The sequence below is a fragment of the Bacillus sp. T17B1 genome, assembly GCF_026796395.1.
In the GTDB taxonomy this organism is placed as follows: Bacteria; Bacillota; Bacilli; order Bacillales; family Bacillaceae; genus Bacillus; species Bacillus spizizenii_A.
On record NZ_JALAYA010000024.1, the window covers coordinates 85,479 to 101,160 of the forward strand.

Genomic DNA, 15,682 nt, shown 5'->3' on the forward strand with positions numbered 1-15,682 from the left:
GCACTTGAAGCAGAGGGATTTGTTCGTTTAGAACGGATATTTGCGGTATTGCTTCTGGATTGATATCCATTTCGTCACAGTAAATTCCTCGACCACCCATGGATTTCCGAAGCGGCCGACACCGCTGGCTTTGTTGCCGCCAAAGGCGATATTCGGCGAGTCATTAACGGACTGGTCGTTGACATGAGTCATGCCGCTGTCAATTTGCAGGGCAAATTGTTCGCCTTTTTCTAAATCAGAAGTGAAAACAGCCGAGCTGAGGCCGTATTCTGTATCATTTGCCATATCAATCGCTTCTTGATCGCTGGAGGCTTTGATAATGGTGGCAATCGGGGCAAACAGCTCCGTTTGGGCAATTTTGCTGTTGTTGTCTGCACCTACAAAGACAAAAGGTGTGAGCACGTTTCCGACGCGTTTTCCTTCAACCGCAAGCTCAATGCCGTCTGCCTTTGCCTGCTCAATGATCTCCAGCGCTTTCTCGATTTGGCGCTCGTTGATCAGCGGACCTACAACGGTTTTCGGATCGGTTTGGTCGCCGTACGGAAGCTGTTTGACACGTGCGGTGAATTTTTCAACAAACTCATCGTACACATCTTGATGAACAATGATTCTGTTGATAATCATGCAGATTTGTCCCTGGTGAATAAATTTTCCGAAAATCGCGGCGTCTACAGCACGATCGACATCCGCGTCTGAAAGGACGGCAAATGGGTTGTTGCCGCCGAGCTCAAGGGCCATTCGTTTAAAGTTACGCCCGGCGATTTCACCGATATGGCGCCCGACTGCGGTTGATCCCGTAAAGCTGATTAATTTCGGAATTGGATTGGTCAGCATGCCGTCCCCAATTTCCTTTAGGTCCGTCAACATGACATTGAGGACACCCGCAGGAAGACCGGCGTGTTCAAATGCCTTTGCAATGATGGTTCCACCGGAAAGAGCAGTTTGAATATCAGGCTTGTGTACAATACTGTTTCCCAGCGCAATCGAAGGCGCAATTGTTCTCATTGATAAATTCATCGGAAAATTAAAGGGAGAAATCGATGAAATGACACCGAGCGGTAGGCGGTAAATCTTATTGATTTTCCCTTCAATGTCGGATGGAACCTCTTTGACGCCGCCTAATTCGCCAGTATATGTCATGGCTTCATCTAAAATCGCAATTGTTTGTTCAAGCTCGATCGTTGCTTTAATGATTGTTCCGCCGGTTTCGCGGGAAATCATCATGATGATGTCATCACGGTTTTCCTGTAAGTAGGCGCGCGCTTTTTGCAGAACTGCTTTTCGTTCTTCTGCTGTGCTCTTGGCCCACTTTTTTTGCGCCTGTTGTGCAATGTCAAACGCATCCTCCAGCTGTTTGTTTGTTGCCAACGATGCTGTTGTAATGACAGACTGGTCATACGGATTCAAAATGTCCTCCGTACGCCCGCTTTCCCCTTCGGTCCATTTTCCGTTAATAAAACTTTTGTTTAACGCTTCTAGTCCCATTATTGATCATCCTCCTTTGGTCCTGCATATCCTCTTCTATTTCCGTTGATGCCAATATGTAAACGAATGAGGTTTCCCTTTCAGTTTCCGTCCATCTATGCCAAATATACTCTTTTTTATTGGAGAACAAAAGCGTTTCGCCTTATACTGGATATACAAATCCTTACATAAGAGAGGAGACCTTATGAAATCGCTGCTGTCTATTTATCCCGGTTTGAATGTGTCTGAGGAGCTTTGCGTAAAGGAAGACTATCTATGCTTTTTTGATGAGAACAGTCAGAAGTATATATCCATTCCGAAAACGGAGATCAGTGAGAAAGAGACGTTGCTGCTGCAATCATTTTTGACGCCTGCGGATGAGGCCAATCAAATGTCTTTGAAATCGCCGGAAGAAAACAAGTGGTTTGCGTTTCTTTTTTCCAGAGGGGAAGTACCGGCGAATATAAAGAAGCGAACGAGATTTGTTCATTTTCATTTACTCGGTAAAATAGAGCGGGCATCTTTTGCGGAAGCGGTCCGCCATTTCTGGCCGGTTCCTTTTGTGATTGTGTGGATGCATGAGGACAGAGGCGTGATTGTCGAGCAGGAAAGTGAAGCGGCGGCGGGGAAGGACGAACTGGAATCACTCGCTAAGGTTCTTGAAAGTGATTTCTACTTCAGTGTCCGTTTTTACACCGGGAGATTTTACGAGCCCGATGAAAGTCTGCGAACACATTACGCCCGTGAGCAGACGTATTTTCTATTTGCTGAAAAACGGCTGCCTCAGGTGCAGAGTGTGACCTTTGAGATGATCTTTCCTTTTTTATTATTAGAAGCAGAAAAAGAAAAACTTGAAACGCTGCTCTCTGAAGAAGCCGAGCTTTTGTTCGGAGATGAATCTGACCTGAGGAAGACAATCAAACTCTTTATTGAAAACAACTCAAACGTGACGTTAACGGCGAAAAAGCTGCATCTGCACCGCAACAGCCTGCAATATCGAATTGATAAATTTATTGAGCGGTCAGGGATAGACATTAAAACGTATAAAGGCGCGCTGCTTGCCTATTTTATCTGCCTGCAAAGCGAAGTTTCAGAATAAATTGGAAACATGCACGAAAAATGGTTGCTGATTTTATGAATGCTGCCCATTTCAGCGATAGAGGAATGCTGTTACACTCTAATTAAGAAAGCGTTTACAATAACAAAGGGGGATGTTAGATGGCTGAACTGCGGATGGAGCACATTTATAAATATTATGATCAGAAGGAAGCGGCTGTTGATGACTTTAACCTTCACATTGACGATAAGGAGTTTATCGTATTCGTCGGCCCGTCCGGCTGCGGAAAATCAACGACGCTTCGGATGGTCGCAGGGCTTGAGGAAATTTCGAAAGGCGATTTTTATATTGGAGGAAAACGTGTAAATGATGTAGCGCCAAAGGACAGGGATATTGCGATGGTATTTCAAAACTACGCGCTCTATCCGCATATGACTGTCTACGATAATATTGCATTCGGGCTGAAGCTTCGGAAAATGCCGAAGCCTGAGATCAAGAAAAGGGTAGAGGAAGCCGCTAAAATTCTAGGGCTGGAGGAATATTTGCACCGAAAACCGAAAGCGCTGTCAGGCGGGCAGAGACAGCGGGTCGCGCTTGGACGGGCAATCGTGCGAGATGCAAAGGTGTTCCTGATGGATGAGCCTTTGTCAAACCTGGACGCGAAGCTGAGGGTGCAAATGAGGGCGGAAATCATTAAGCTCCACCAGAGGCTGCAAACCACAACAATTTACGTGACGCATGACCAGACAGAAGCGCTGACAATGGCGACACGGATCGTGGTCATGAAAGACGGAAAAATCCAGCAGATCGGGACGCCGAAGGATGTATACGAATTCCCTGAAAACGTCTTTGTCGGTGGATTTATCGGCTCACCGGCGATGAATTTTTTCAAAGGAAAGCTGACGGATGGCCTAATCAAAATCGGATCTGCGGCATTAACCGTGCCGGAAGGAAAAATGAAGGTGCTGCGTGAAAAGGGCTACATTGGCAAAGAAGTCATCTTCGGCATCCGTCCTGAGGATATCCATGATGAATTGGTTGTCGTGGAGTCGTATAAAAATTCTTCGATTAAAGCGAAAATCAATGTCGCTGAGCTGCTCGGTTCTGAAATCATGATTTATTCGCAGATTGATAATCAAGATTTTATTGCGCGGATTGACGCTCGCCTCGATATTCAATCAGGTGATGAGCTGACAGTTGCGTTTGATATGAATAAAGGCCATTTCTTTGACAGTGAGACTGAAGTGAGAATTCGATAAGCTCAAATGCCGGACATAGAGACATGTCCGGCATTTTTGTGTTCTTTTTAAGGGTCACAGAAAAAAACACAGCGGGTAGTGGTTGGTAAGAAAGGGAGATAGAGATGTGGCATCCGGCAATGTGGGGCGGGATCTCAGGCTCTGCTGTATTACTGGGCGTGCCGGCGTCCATGTTTTTTTTCGATTCACAAACAGATCATCGGCTATATTATGGCTTTTGGCACAGGTGTATTAATTGGCGCGGCCGCTTACAAACTTCTCGGAGATGCAGTAGCAGAAGGCGGAATGGCAGCGACAGGCGCCGGATTTAATATGGGAGCTGCCGTGTTTACGGTTTTTGATTACGCGGTTTCCAAAAGAGGCGCGTCACAAAGAAAAAGATCGGGACAAGCAGCTGCCAGAGGATACTTCTTTCTCGACGGTGCTTCTGAAGAAGTGATGTCAGCAATTGCAGCATTTGCAGGCGGGGGGATCATTGCGGTGATTGCTTCGACGATGATGCCTGAGGCGTACGAAGACAGCGGCCCGATGACAGGGTTAATCGCTGCACTTGGGTTGTTAACCTCTTTGGTTTTGAATCAGTTTTCTTAAGTTATGAAATGTATTGAAAAGAGAGTGGCTTATCCACTCTCTTTTTTTTCGCATTATCGATAAACCGAAACACTTAATTGTCCATAAAGTGAACCGTTTTTAAAAACAGTAAGTTTTCCCTGACCTACACTTTGACCTGTTACGATCCCATTAGCATCTACAGTGAAAACAGCTTTGTTGTCACTATGATATGAAAATCCTGACCCCAATAAATGGCTTGGGACTGCTTTTGCATGACCGACCTGTACATTTAAGTCAGCTAATTTTGCCTCAATAGGAGCGAGTGATGCAGGGACAGTTTGACTTTCTGGAACAACTGTAGAATTCTGAGTTTCCTCTTTAGCAGAAGCTTGACCTCCGATTGATAAAACAACAGCTGAAACAGAAAGTAAGGAAACAATCGTTTTCTTCATTTTCATATCAATTCCTCCAAATGTCATTTTTTATTACAAGTAACCTATTCAATTTACATAATTAAATATCCTTGTAAATATATGTAAACTATTTGTGAACATTTGGAAGTTGCCTTCTTACACTTGAAAATTCTACAAATTAACCGATGAAAAGGGAGGAAGAAATAGACAGAAAGCAGGGAAACGATGAAACGTTTTATCCTAAGCATATTTCTTTTGGGAAGCTGCTTGGCTCTCGCGGCTTGCGCTGATCAAGAGGCGAACGCGGAGCAGCAGGTGCCGAAAGCCGAACAAAAGAAACCGGAAGAAAAGACAGTACATGTACAGAAAAAAGAAGACGATACATCCGCATGGATTAAAACAGATAAACCGGCAAAGCTACCGATTTTGATGTACCACAGCATTTCCTCTGGAAACAGCCTCCGTGTTCCGAAGGAAGAATTCGAAGCGCATATGAAGTGGCTGCACGAAAACGGTTATCAGACATTAACGCCGAAAGAGGCGTATCTCATGCTGACGCAGGATAAAAAGCCGAGTGAGAAATGCGTGCTGATTACGTTTGATGACGGATACACCGACAATTACCTAGAAGCGTATCCGGTGCTAAAACAGTACGGGATGAAGGCGACGATTTTTATGATCGGCAACTCAATCGCACATAAACACCATCTGACAGAGGAGCAAATGAAAGAAATGGCGAAGCATGGCATATCCATTGAAAGCCATACGATTAACCACCTTGAACTGAACGGGTTAACGCCTGAACAGCAGTACAGTGAGATGGCTGATTCGAAAAAGCTGTTTGACAACATGTTTCATCAGCAAACCTCTATCATCAGCTATCCGGTAGGGCGCTACAATGAGGAGACGCTGAAGGCTGCCAAGGAAACGGGCTATCAAATGGGCGTGACGACAGAACCGGGCGCGGCATCTAGAGACCAGGGAATGTACGCCCTCCATCGCGTGCGCGTGTCCCCGGGCATGTCAGGCGCGGCTTTTGGCGCGTACATCGAATCCATGAAATAAAAAAAGGCGGCGCTCAATCGCCGCCCCCTCCGCCGCCACAGCCGGAATCGCTGAAACCTCCGTCACTGCCGCATCCATCATGGTGCGAGCTATGGCCAGAATAACCGGAAAACCCGCTGTCCGCCTGCTGGCGGCTTTTGTTTTCCGAGGGCTGCGGCTGGATGACTGAAAGAAAAACAATAATAGCTATAATCAATAAGATGATCACAATCACTTTGATCACTCCCTTTTTTCACCATATCTGTTATACGGGTGAAACGCAGATCAGTTTCACTTCAAAGAGATCGATTCTTTCAGACGGTCTCTGAGCCAGCGCTTCAGCACCCCGTGTCCTTTGTTTGACAATAACGTGCTGACACGCCAGTACATAGGGGGATGAGGAGCGAACTGAAAATCAATGAATCTGAAAAGCCAGCTTTTATCGCGGGTAAGAGAGTCGATCTGAAGCGCGTCCTCATCTGCTTCAGAGCTGTAGGCGCTTTGTTTCTGTATATTCCGATCCTGCCGAACCGCCAAGATCCTCAAAACTTCAGCCATTTGTTTGTGCCCGCCTTCCAGCAGTGATGCGCCAAGGTTGTCAGCGCGTACCTCCATCCATTGTGAACAAAAGGATTGATAGAGCTGAAACAGGATGATGATTGCCATGATGAAGACCCAAAGCACAATTTTATGGGCCTCGGGATGGACGATATGCTGTTCAAATAAGAGGATGATCCCAACGACGACTCCTAGATATAGAAATCGCAAAAGCTGTGATGACAGTACGTCACGTTTTTTAATATGTATCGCCTCATGAGCCAGAATGCCTTCAATGACACGCAACGGAAGTGTTAGTGTGGCACTTGTCAGAATGACCATTGACCTCCCGACATTCATGCCGACTGCCATTCCGTTGTAATCATCACTCTCCGTTTCGTATATGCGGACATGGGAAATGCCGGCCTTGCTGAAAATCCTGTCGGCCGCTGCCTGTACATGCGGATGATGACAAGGCTTGGTATCCATTGCCGCCCGCAAAACACGGTCTGACAGATACATGTTGAGTATCCAGTACAGCATCACGGCAACGGCCATGATCCATGGAGAGGCATGTAATCCATATAAAACGAGCACCAATAAGGCGTAAGCCGAGACGCCTTTTACACTGGCGGCAAAATATAGCTTCCCAAGCAGCCGCTTCACATTTTTCCTATGATAAAACGGTAAAACAGAAATCACAGTATCCTCGTTGTTTTCCGATTCTGTGTATTGACGGAAGAACGCTTTCCATTTTTGCGGTTCCTTCACCGTCAGAAACAGCGTTTCACCGGGAAGAGACAGTTTGATGACTTGATGAAAGCTTGTTGTCAGGTCTAACCGGGATGAATACATCGTCAAAAGCGGATGAAGCTTTAAGAGATCAGCCGTTGATTCAAGCTGAATGTCTCTCAAATCGGAAAGCGGGTATGTACGGGTTTCATAACGTGAGCTGATGTGCAATTTTTCTAAGGATGCTGAATACAAAACGTTCACGCTGAAAACATTCAATATGCGTTTCACCATTGCCCCTCCGCCGGAGATCATGCCGAAAAGGATCACATATTTGAGGGGGCTTGGGTCAGGTCCATAGATCAAAAAGATGACGGCGCCCGCAAACACAACGGCGGTAAGCGTGATGTCTGACAGGAGGCGTGTTTTGTTTCTGGCAAGCTCGATTTCCTGCCAGTCTCCCGAAGGTTTTGCCGCGCGTTCGGAGACAGTGAGATCCATTGCTGTCCAGTAGCAGTAGTGCATTGTCGCGATCGAGACAATGCCGTCCATGAATGATTGATAAGAGAAAATATAAACAGCAGCGAAAACCCAAAGAACGATATCAATCCAGAAGTCTATAAGTGGAATAAATTTTGTTGCCAGAGCTGATATAAAATATAATCCCAGCCCGAGAATCATACAGAGAAGTAGTTCAGTTCCCATAGGTATGCTAGAGTCCTTTCTATCTATTATTTCCAACTATTACTATAGCATGATGCGGGAACTTGAAAAAATAGGAACATGCAAAAAAGCAAGCTCTTTCATGTTACGAAGAGCTTGCTTGCGGTGTATCAATAAAACTGGTGAAGCAGCAATAAGGTTAAGGATACTGTAATTGCTCCCCCGATTCGGGTAGACACCTGGGCAAATGGCATTAGCTCAAGCCTTTCTGCGGCGCTTAAAATGGCGACGTCTCCGGTGCCTCCTTGTCCTGAGTGGCACGCATTGATAATGGCGGTCTCAATCGGATACATGTTCAGCCACTTTCCAGTGAAGAAGCCGACGGCCATCATGGTCACAACGACAGACAGAATCGTAATGATATTGCTAAGGTTAAAGGCAGCGATAAGCTTGTCCCACGGCGTCATGGACACCCCGATTGCAAAGAGCAGCGGATAGGTCACAGCAGTTGAAAAGAAGCGGGACACCCCAAACGCGCCATTTTCTATTGAGGCAGGTGCCAATCTAAACAGCTTAATCAGGACAGCCAGTAACAGCATGGCAACAGGTGCCGGAAATCCAAAAAAGTCGTGAGTGAGCATGCCGACTAAGTATAAAGAAACAGCAAGGATACCGCCTGACGCAAATAAGGAAAGGTTAAACATTTGCTGTCCGCTTTGCGATTCCTCCAGCGCAGGGGACTCCTTTTCAGAGCGGTCCACTTTGCCGTTGCCTGTCCATTCCGGTTTTTTCTTTCCGATTCTATTCAGCAATCCCGCTAGGATAATCGCGCACAGGCTGCCCAGCATGATAGACGGCAGAACAAGTGCAAATGCTTCCCCTTGAGACATGGGCATAATGTCAGAATAACCAATGGACAGCGGAATAGCACCTTCTCCGACTCCCCCTGCCATGATAGGAATAACAATGTACAGCAATGTATGCTGAAATCCGAGCCCGAGCAAAGTGCCGACAGCCAGTCCGACAATAGCGGCTGCGACAGAACCGGCAATAAGCGGAATAAAGATTTTCATGAATGCTCTTATGAGTGTTTCTCTTTTCATGCCGAGGATGCTTCCGACGACAATCCCGGCGATAAACAAGTATAGAAAGTTTGAGTTTTCTGTAAATTCCGTGGTGGATTTAACGATATCATTAGGCAGCAGGTGATAGTAGACGACAGCGGACGGAATAAAAGTAGCTAGGATGGCCGGGCCGCCGATAGAACGAACAATCGGGATCGATTTGCCGATTTGGGCAAAGGTGAACCCGAAAAATGCCATGACCGCAATGGATGTCAAGATGTCACTTTTTACATCGTGATGCATGACAAAAACAGTGATTAATATAAACAGCAAGACATACACAGGAAGCGGTATGATGCCTACTTTTATATTCATGGCTTTTGCAAACCAATTCCCTTTTCGAACCCCTTCGTGAATTGTATCCGTTTGCAATTGCATTTGTGTTTGAAGCTCTCCCATTGAAAAACCTCCCCTATTCTTGATGCAGTGAAATTATTCACTATGTTAAGCATACTAAAAAATTGAAATTATTAATATATTAAAAATTTACTATTCAGCTTTTCAAATCTTCACGCTTCAAATGGAAAGAGGCATTCTGACTAAAAACGGGCTATGACGGAGTGCTGAGAAAGGAGTGTGGGTGCTGGACAAGCATTTTATTCGCAAGGAACGATGTGTTGATGTACGATAATAAAGGGTCATTCATCCTAAATACCGTCATCAATCAGCAATAAAATAGACAATAATCCGTCACATAGTGCGGGACTTTTTAGGTATTTTAGGCTTTATTTTTGAAATGAATCGTTGTAAAGTACTTAATATGAACTAGTCAGAGAATGTGTCATTTGATCAGTCTGGCAATCTAGCATCATATTGAATGACTTACTGACACATTTGTGAAATATTGAGCAACATTTTTTTCGTCTATTTTGTGAAATACTGATCAAAGTCTTGGTGCTGATTGTGAAGTATTGAGCAAATACTAACCGGAAATGGAGGAGAAAGCATGAGTGAATTGGTTTTAGCCCGCATTCAATTTGCATCAACAACGTTGTTTCACTTCTTGTTTGTGCCGTTGTCTATCGGGCTTGTATTTATGGTTGCGTTGATGGAGACTCTTTATCTTGTGAAAAAAAATGAGCTGTACCTCAAAATGGCAAAGTTTTGGGGGCACTTATTCTTAATAAATTTCGCAGTCGGTGTTGTAACGGGGATTTTGCAAGAATTTCAGTTTGGCATGAACTGGTCTGATTATTCCCGTTTTGTCGGAGACGTATTTGGCGCTCCCCTTGCAATTGAAGCATTATTGGCGTTTTTCATGGAATCAATCTTTATCGGATTATGGATTTTCGGCTGGGACCGCCTGCCGAAAAAAATTCACGTTCTCTGTATTTGGCTCGTCTCATTTGGAACAATTATGTCGTCTTTCTGGATTTTAACCGCCAATTCCTTTATGCAGGAGCCGGTCGGCTTTACGATCAAAAACGGCCGCGCGGAAATGAACGACTTTGCCGCACTGATCACAAACCCTCAGCTTTGGGTTGAATTTCCGCACGTCATTTTCGGTGCGCTTGCCACCGGGGCTTTCTTTATCGCCGGTGTGAGTGCTTTTAAACTATTGAAGAAAAAAGAAGTGCCGTTTTTCAAGCATTCTTTTAAACTCGCAATGATCGTCGGCCTTTGCGCCGGTCTTGGCGTCGCACTTAGCGGCCATGCGCAGGCTGAGCACTTGATGGAATCTCAGCCGATGAAAATGGCTGCCAGTGAAGGCCTTTGGGAAGACAGCGGTGACCCTGCTGCTTGGACAGCTTTTGCCATGATCGATACAAAAAATGAAAAAAGCTCAAATGAAATCAAAGTTCCTTATGCATTGAGCTACCTGGCGTATCAAAAATTCAGCGGAAGTGTCAAAGGGATGAAAACACTTCAGGCTGAGTACGAAAAAATATACGGAAAAGGCGACTATATTCCGCCTGTTAAAACGACATTCTGGAGTTTCCGCATCATGGTTGGCGCAGGTGTTGTCATGATTCTTGCCACGTTAGGCGGCCTTTGGCTAAACCGCCGCAAAACACTTGAAACCAGCAAATGGTACTTGCGATTGATGATCGCCTTGATTTCCTTCCCGTTTATCGCCAACTCCGCGGGCTGGATTATGACAGAAATCGGGCGTCAGCCGTGGACGGTCATGGGCTTGATGACAACCGCTCAATCCGTGTCGCCTAACGTAACAGCGGGCTCCCTGTTATTCTCAATCATCGCATTCGGTGTGATGTACTTGATTCTGGGCGCACTGCTTGTCTTCTTATTTGTCCGTGAAATTAAAAAAGGCGCGGAGCATGGTGATCATCATGATGTTCCTGTATCAACAGACCCATTTAGTCAGGAGGTATATCATGTCTCTTCATGATCTTTGGTTTATACTCGTTGCTGTATTGTTTGTAGGTTTCTTCTTTTTGGAAGGCTTTGATTTCGGAGTCGGCATGGCGACCCGTTTTCTTGGCCATAATGAATTAGAACGCAGAGTGCTGATCAACACGATCGGGCCGTTTTGGGACGCGAATGAAGTATGGCTATTGACTGGTGCAGGCGCCATTTTCGCGGCGTTTCCGAACTGGTATGCAACGATGCTGAGCGGTTATTACATTCCGTTTGTCATTGTGCTTCTAGCGTTAATGGGCCGCGGGGTCGCATTTGAGTTCCGCGGCAAGGTGGAGCATGGAAAATGGGTGAAGGTTTGGGACTGGGTCGTTTTCTTCGGCAGTCTGATTCCTCCGTTTGTGCTCGGTGTATTGTTCGCGACATTATTCCGCGGGATGCCGATTGATGCCGATATGAACATTCACGCGCATGTATCCGATTATATCAATGTGTACTCTGTACTTGGCGGTGTGACTGTAACACTCCTTTGCTTCCAGCATGGATTAATATTTATCACGCTGCGTACGATTGGTGATTTGCAAAACCGCGCCCGCAAAATGGCGCAGAAGATAATGGGTGTTGTTTTTGTAGCGGTTCTTGCCTTCGCCGCCCTTTCTGCCTATCAGACAGACATGTTTACACGCCGCGGCGAGATTACCATTCCGCTTGTTGTTTTGATTGTCATCTGCTTTATGCTCGCGGCTGTCTTTATCCGTAAGAAAAAAGACGGCTGGACATTTGGGATGACAGGCGCGGGGCTGGCGCTGACTGTAGGAATGATCTTTATTTCATTATTCCCTCGGGTCATGGTCAGCTCCCTTCAAAGCGCGTACGATTTAACAGTAGCTAACGCTTCTTCCGGTGATTATTCGCTTAAAGTCATGTCAATTTTGGCGTTAACGCTATTGCCGTTTGTTATTGGCAGCCAGATCTGGAGTTATTATGTCTTCCGGAAGCGCGTCAGCCATAAGGAGCCTATGATTTATTAATGGGAAAAGACCTGTTTCGATATAAAGGAATGAAGCGAATTCTCACCGTGATTACTTGTTTAACGTTATTTCAGACAGCCGCCATTATTATGCAGGCAGAGTGGCTGAGTGAAGCCGTAACCGGTCTGTTCAACGGGAAGAGTATGGCCTCCCTGTTTCCGGTGATCGGCTTTTTCCTCATCGCTTTTGTCGCCCGGCACGGGGTCGCGGTGGCGCGCCAGAAAATCGTCTATCAATATGCTGCCCGGACAGGAGCAGATATGAGAAAGAGTTTTCTTGATCAGCTGTTCCGGTTAGGTCCCCGCTTTGCAAAGAAAGAGGGGACGGGGCAAATGGTGACGCTGGCGATGGAAGGCATCAGCCAGTTCCGCCGTTACCTTGAGCTGTTTCTGCCGAAAATGGTCAGCATGGCGATTGTGCCTGCGGCTGTTGTCATTTATGTGTTTTTTCAGGATCGCACATCAGCCCTTATTTTGGTTGCGGCGATGCCGATTCTCATTATTTTTATGATTCTCCTCGGTCTTGTCGCGCAGAGAAAAGCGGATCGCCAGTGGAAATCCTATCAGAGGCTTTCCAATCATTTCGTTGATTCTCTTCGCGGGCTGGAGACATTGCGTTTTTTAGGTTTGAGCACCTCGCACAGCAAAAACATTTTCTACGTGAGTGAGCGGTATCGCAAAGCAACGATGAGCACGCTTCGGGTGGCATTTTTATCTTCATTCGCGCTCGATTTTTTCGCCATGCTGTCGGTGGCAACAGTTGCCGTGTTTCTGGGCCTGCGCCTGATTGACGGCGATATTTTGCTTGGTCCAGCTTTAACGGCGCTTATTCTCGCACCTGAGTATTTTCTGCCGGTGCGGGAAGTGGGAAATGATTATCATGCGACGCTGAACGGACAGGAAGCAGGCAAAACCATTCAAGAAATTTTGTCGCAGCCTGGTTTTAAAGAAGAGGCGCCGCTTCAGCTTGAGGCTTGGTCCGAACAGGATGAGCTGAAGCTGTCAGGCGTGTCAGTCGGCCGGTCAGTGTCCGATATTGATCTGTCATGCAAAGGCAAGAAAAAAATTGGCATCATTGGCGCAAGCGGTGCGGGAAAATCAACTTTAATTGATATCCTCGGCGGTTTTTTAGAGCCAAATGGCGGTACGATAGAGGTCAACGGTTCAGAACGGTCCCATTTGCAGGACGGCAGCTGGCAGAAAAACCTTCTATATATTCCGCAGCATCCGTACATTTTTGATGATACGTTGGCGAATAACGTTCGCTTCTATCATCCAAGCGCTTCAGATGAGGATGCGGCCAGCGCAGCTGCCGCGGCGGGACTGGCAGAGCTGGTGGACAAACTGCCGGACGGACTAGAGGGACGGATCGGGGAAGGTGGCCGGGCGCTCAGCGGCGGCCAGGCTCAGCGTGTCGCCCTGGCTCGCGCCTTTTTGGGAAACCGTCCGATCCTGCTGCTGGATGAGCCAACCGCCCATCTTGATATCGAAACAGAATATGAAATCAAAGAAACGATGCTGGATCTATTTGAGGATAAGCTCGTCTTTCTCGCGACTCACCGCCTTCACTGGATGCTCGATATGGATGAAATAATCGTGCTGGACGGAGGCAGGATTGCGGAAATCGGGACTCACGATGAATTGCTGAAGAAAAACGGTGTGTACGCCAAACTCGTGGAGGCACAACTGGGGGAAAGAGCATGAAGAAAGAAGAATGGATTCTGCCATATATCAAGCAAAATGCCCGTCTGTTCGTTCTGGTTATCCTTTTGGGCGCGGTGACAATTTTTTCTGCTGCTTTTCTCATGTTCACCTCAGGGTTTTTGATCTCTAAGGCGGCGACAAGACCGGAAAACATCCTGCTCATTTATGTGCCGATTGTCGCTGTCCGCACCTTTGGGATTGCACGGTCTGTGTCACGATATGTGGAACGCCTCGTCGGGCATCATATCATTTTGAAAATCGTGTCCGACATGCGTGTCCGCCTGTACAACATGCTTGAGCCGGGTGCTTTGATGCTGCGTTCCCGTTTTCGCACGGGGGATATGCTCGGCATTTTGTCTGAGGACATTGAACATTTGCAGGATGCCTTCTTAAAAACGATTTTTCCTGCGATCTCAGCCTTGCTCCTGTACGCTGTTTCAGTGATTGCACTCGGGTTCTTTTCTTGGCCGTTTGCCGTATTGCTTGGGCTTTACTTGTTTGTTCTCGTTGTGCTGTTTCCAGTTGTGTCTTTGCTCGTGACAAGAGCGAAGAATGCAAAGCTGAAAAGCGGGAGGAACGTGCTGTACAGCCGACTGACAGATGCCGTGATGGGTGTCAGCGACTGGATGTTCAGCGGCCGCCGGCATGAGTTTGTAGACTCCTATGAAAAAGAAGAACTTGCTTGGTTTGAGCTTGAACGGAACAAACACCGCTTTATAAGATGGCGGGACTTTGCCGCACAATGCCTTGTCGCCGGCCTTATTTTGCTGATGCTGTTTTGGACGGCTGGGCAGCATGCGGACGGCGAACTCGCCAACACGATGATCGCAGCTTTTGTGCTTGTGGTGTTCCCGCTGACAGAAGCCTTTCTGCCGCTGTCCGATGCCTTGGGAGAAGTGCCCGGCTATCAGGATTCCATTAGACGCATGAACAAGGTGGCCTCTCAGCCGGAGGCGTCACAAACAGAAACTGCGGCTGAAACACTCGATCTCCAAGATGTCACACTGTCCTTTCGTGATGTGGCGTTTTCGTATGACAACACCAGCCACGTGCTGCACGACTTTTCTTTTACACTGCGCCAAGGAGAAAAAATGGCGCTGCTCGGCCGAAGCGGGTCTGGGAAATCAACGTCGCTCGCATTAATCGAGGGCGCCTTGAAGCCGGATTCAGGATCTGTAACGTTAAACGGAGTGGAGACTGTGCTGGTAAAGGATCAAATTGCCGATGCGGTAGCTGTGTTAAACCAAAAACCGCACCTCTTTGATACAAGCATTCTAAACAACATCAGGCTTGGAAATGGAGACGCAAGCGACGAGGATGTGCGCCGCGCCGCAAAGCAGGTGAAGCTCCATGATTATATTGAGTCACTCCCTGACGGATATCATACCTCTGTTCAGGAAACCGGCATCCGCTTTTCCGGAGGGGAGCGCCAGCGGATTGCGCTCGCCCGCATTTTGCTTCAGGATACGCCGATCATTATTCTCGATGAGCCGACAGTCGGCCTTGATCCTATTACAGAGCGTGAACTAATGGATACGGTGTTTGACGTGCTGAAAGGAAAAACAATCTTATGGATTACGCACCACCTCGCCGGAGTGGAAGCGGCCGATAAAATCGTGTTTCTTGAAAACGGAAAAACAGAAATGGAAGGAACACACGAAGAACTGCTGGCGGCAAACGAACGGTATCGCCGCCTGTACCATCTTGATGTTCCTGTAAAATAGAAGGCAGCCCTAAGGCTGTCTTTTTTGTTTGAAATAGAAAAGGTGCAGGAAAAATAGGAA

12 protein-coding genes and 1 pseudogene are annotated in these 15,682 nt (G+C 46.8%); 8 read left to right on the top strand and 5 right to left on the bottom strand.

Features of this window, described 5'->3' with window-relative positions:
* Positions 1 to 27: 27 nt before the first annotated feature.
* Complete coding sequence (locus MOF34_RS12750) at positions 28 to 1,485, bottom strand: aldehyde dehydrogenase family protein (RefSeq protein WP_268400407.1); 1,458 nt, start codon at positions 1,483 to 1,485, stop codon at positions 28 to 30.
* A gap of 184 nt (positions 1,486 to 1,669) precedes the next feature.
* Here MOF34_RS12750 and MOF34_RS12755 point away from each other — a divergent pair, with 184 nt between their 5' ends.
* From MOF34_RS12755 to MOF34_RS12765, 3 genes and pseudogenes are all read left to right on the top strand, one after another.
* Entirely contained in the window at positions 1,670 to 2,563 is an 894-nt protein-coding gene (locus tag MOF34_RS12755; protein ID WP_268400408.1) for a PucR family transcriptional regulator, read from the top strand.
* 119 nt (positions 2,564 to 2,682) lie between these two features.
* Positions 2,683 to 3,780: a maltodextrin ABC transporter ATP-binding protein MsmX gene (gene msmX, locus MOF34_RS12760; protein WP_019716209.1), complete on the top strand. Its 1,098-nt coding sequence runs from the start codon at positions 2,683 to 2,685 to the stop codon at positions 3,778 to 3,780.
* A 104-nt stretch (positions 3,781 to 3,884) separates the two neighbouring features.
* Positions 3,885 to 4,371 (top strand): annotated as a pseudogene (locus tag MOF34_RS12765) (hypothetical protein).
* 53 nt (positions 4,372 to 4,424) lie between these two features.
* Here MOF34_RS12765 and MOF34_RS12770 read toward each other — a convergent pair.
* The gene (locus MOF34_RS12770) at positions 4,425 to 4,790 is read right to left on the bottom strand and encodes an Ig-like domain-containing protein (RefSeq protein ID WP_019716207.1); all 366 of its coding nucleotides are present in this window, start codon (positions 4,788 to 4,790) and stop codon (positions 4,425 to 4,427) included.
* A gap of 180 nt (positions 4,791 to 4,970) precedes the next feature.
* Here MOF34_RS12770 and MOF34_RS12775 point away from each other — a divergent pair, with 180 nt between their 5' ends.
* Positions 4,971 to 5,810 (top strand): polysaccharide deacetylase family protein, encoded by an 840-nt coding sequence (locus tag MOF34_RS12775; RefSeq protein WP_268400409.1) that lies wholly within the window; start codon positions 4,971 to 4,973, stop codon positions 5,808 to 5,810.
* A 13-nt stretch (positions 5,811 to 5,823) separates the two neighbouring features.
* Here the strand turns inward: MOF34_RS12775 and MOF34_RS12780 are convergent, their stop codons facing one another.
* The 3 genes from MOF34_RS12780 to cimH all read right to left on the bottom strand — a co-directional run bounded on the left by MOF34_RS12780 (position 5,824) and on the right by cimH (position 9,244).
* Positions 5,824 to 6,024 (bottom strand): hypothetical protein, encoded by a 201-nt coding sequence (locus MOF34_RS12780; RefSeq protein WP_268400410.1) that lies wholly within the window; start codon positions 6,022 to 6,024, stop codon positions 5,824 to 5,826.
* A 56-nt stretch (positions 6,025 to 6,080) separates the two neighbouring features.
* Positions 6,081 to 7,769 (bottom strand): M56 family metallopeptidase, encoded by a 1,689-nt coding sequence (locus MOF34_RS12785; RefSeq protein WP_268400427.1) that lies wholly within the window; start codon positions 7,767 to 7,769, stop codon positions 6,081 to 6,083.
* Positions 7,770 to 7,891: 122 nt separating this feature from the next.
* Complete coding sequence (gene cimH, locus MOF34_RS12790) at positions 7,892 to 9,244, bottom strand: citrate/malate transporter CimH (RefSeq protein WP_268400411.1); 1,353 nt, start codon at positions 9,242 to 9,244, stop codon at positions 7,892 to 7,894.
* 547 nt (positions 9,245 to 9,791) lie between these two features.
* Between cimH and cydA the strand changes: the two genes are divergently transcribed.
* The 4 genes from cydA to cydC are packed head-to-tail and all read left to right on the top strand — an operon-like array spanning position 9,792 to position 15,622.
* Complete coding sequence (cydA, locus tag MOF34_RS12795) at positions 9,792 to 11,195, top strand: cytochrome ubiquinol oxidase subunit I (RefSeq protein WP_268400412.1); 1,404 nt, start codon at positions 9,792 to 9,794, stop codon at positions 11,193 to 11,195.
* A complete protein-coding gene (cydB, locus tag MOF34_RS12800) occupies positions 11,179 to 12,195 on the top strand; it encodes a cytochrome d ubiquinol oxidase subunit II (protein ID WP_268400428.1) in 1,017 nt (338 codons plus the stop codon). Before cydA ends, cydB begins: the two co-directional genes overlap by 17 nt.
* Positions 12,195 to 13,898, top strand: a complete 1,704-nt coding sequence (gene cydD, locus MOF34_RS12805; protein WP_268400413.1) for a thiol reductant ABC exporter subunit CydD — start codon at positions 12,195 to 12,197, stop codon at positions 13,896 to 13,898. Before cydB ends, cydD begins: the two co-directional genes overlap by 1 nt.
* Positions 13,895 to 15,622, top strand: a complete 1,728-nt coding sequence (gene cydC / locus MOF34_RS12810) for a thiol reductant ABC exporter subunit CydC (protein WP_268400414.1) — start codon at positions 13,895 to 13,897, stop codon at positions 15,620 to 15,622. The genes cydD and cydC overlap by 4 nt, the downstream gene beginning before the upstream one ends.
* Positions 15,623 to 15,682: the final 60 nt, after the last annotated feature.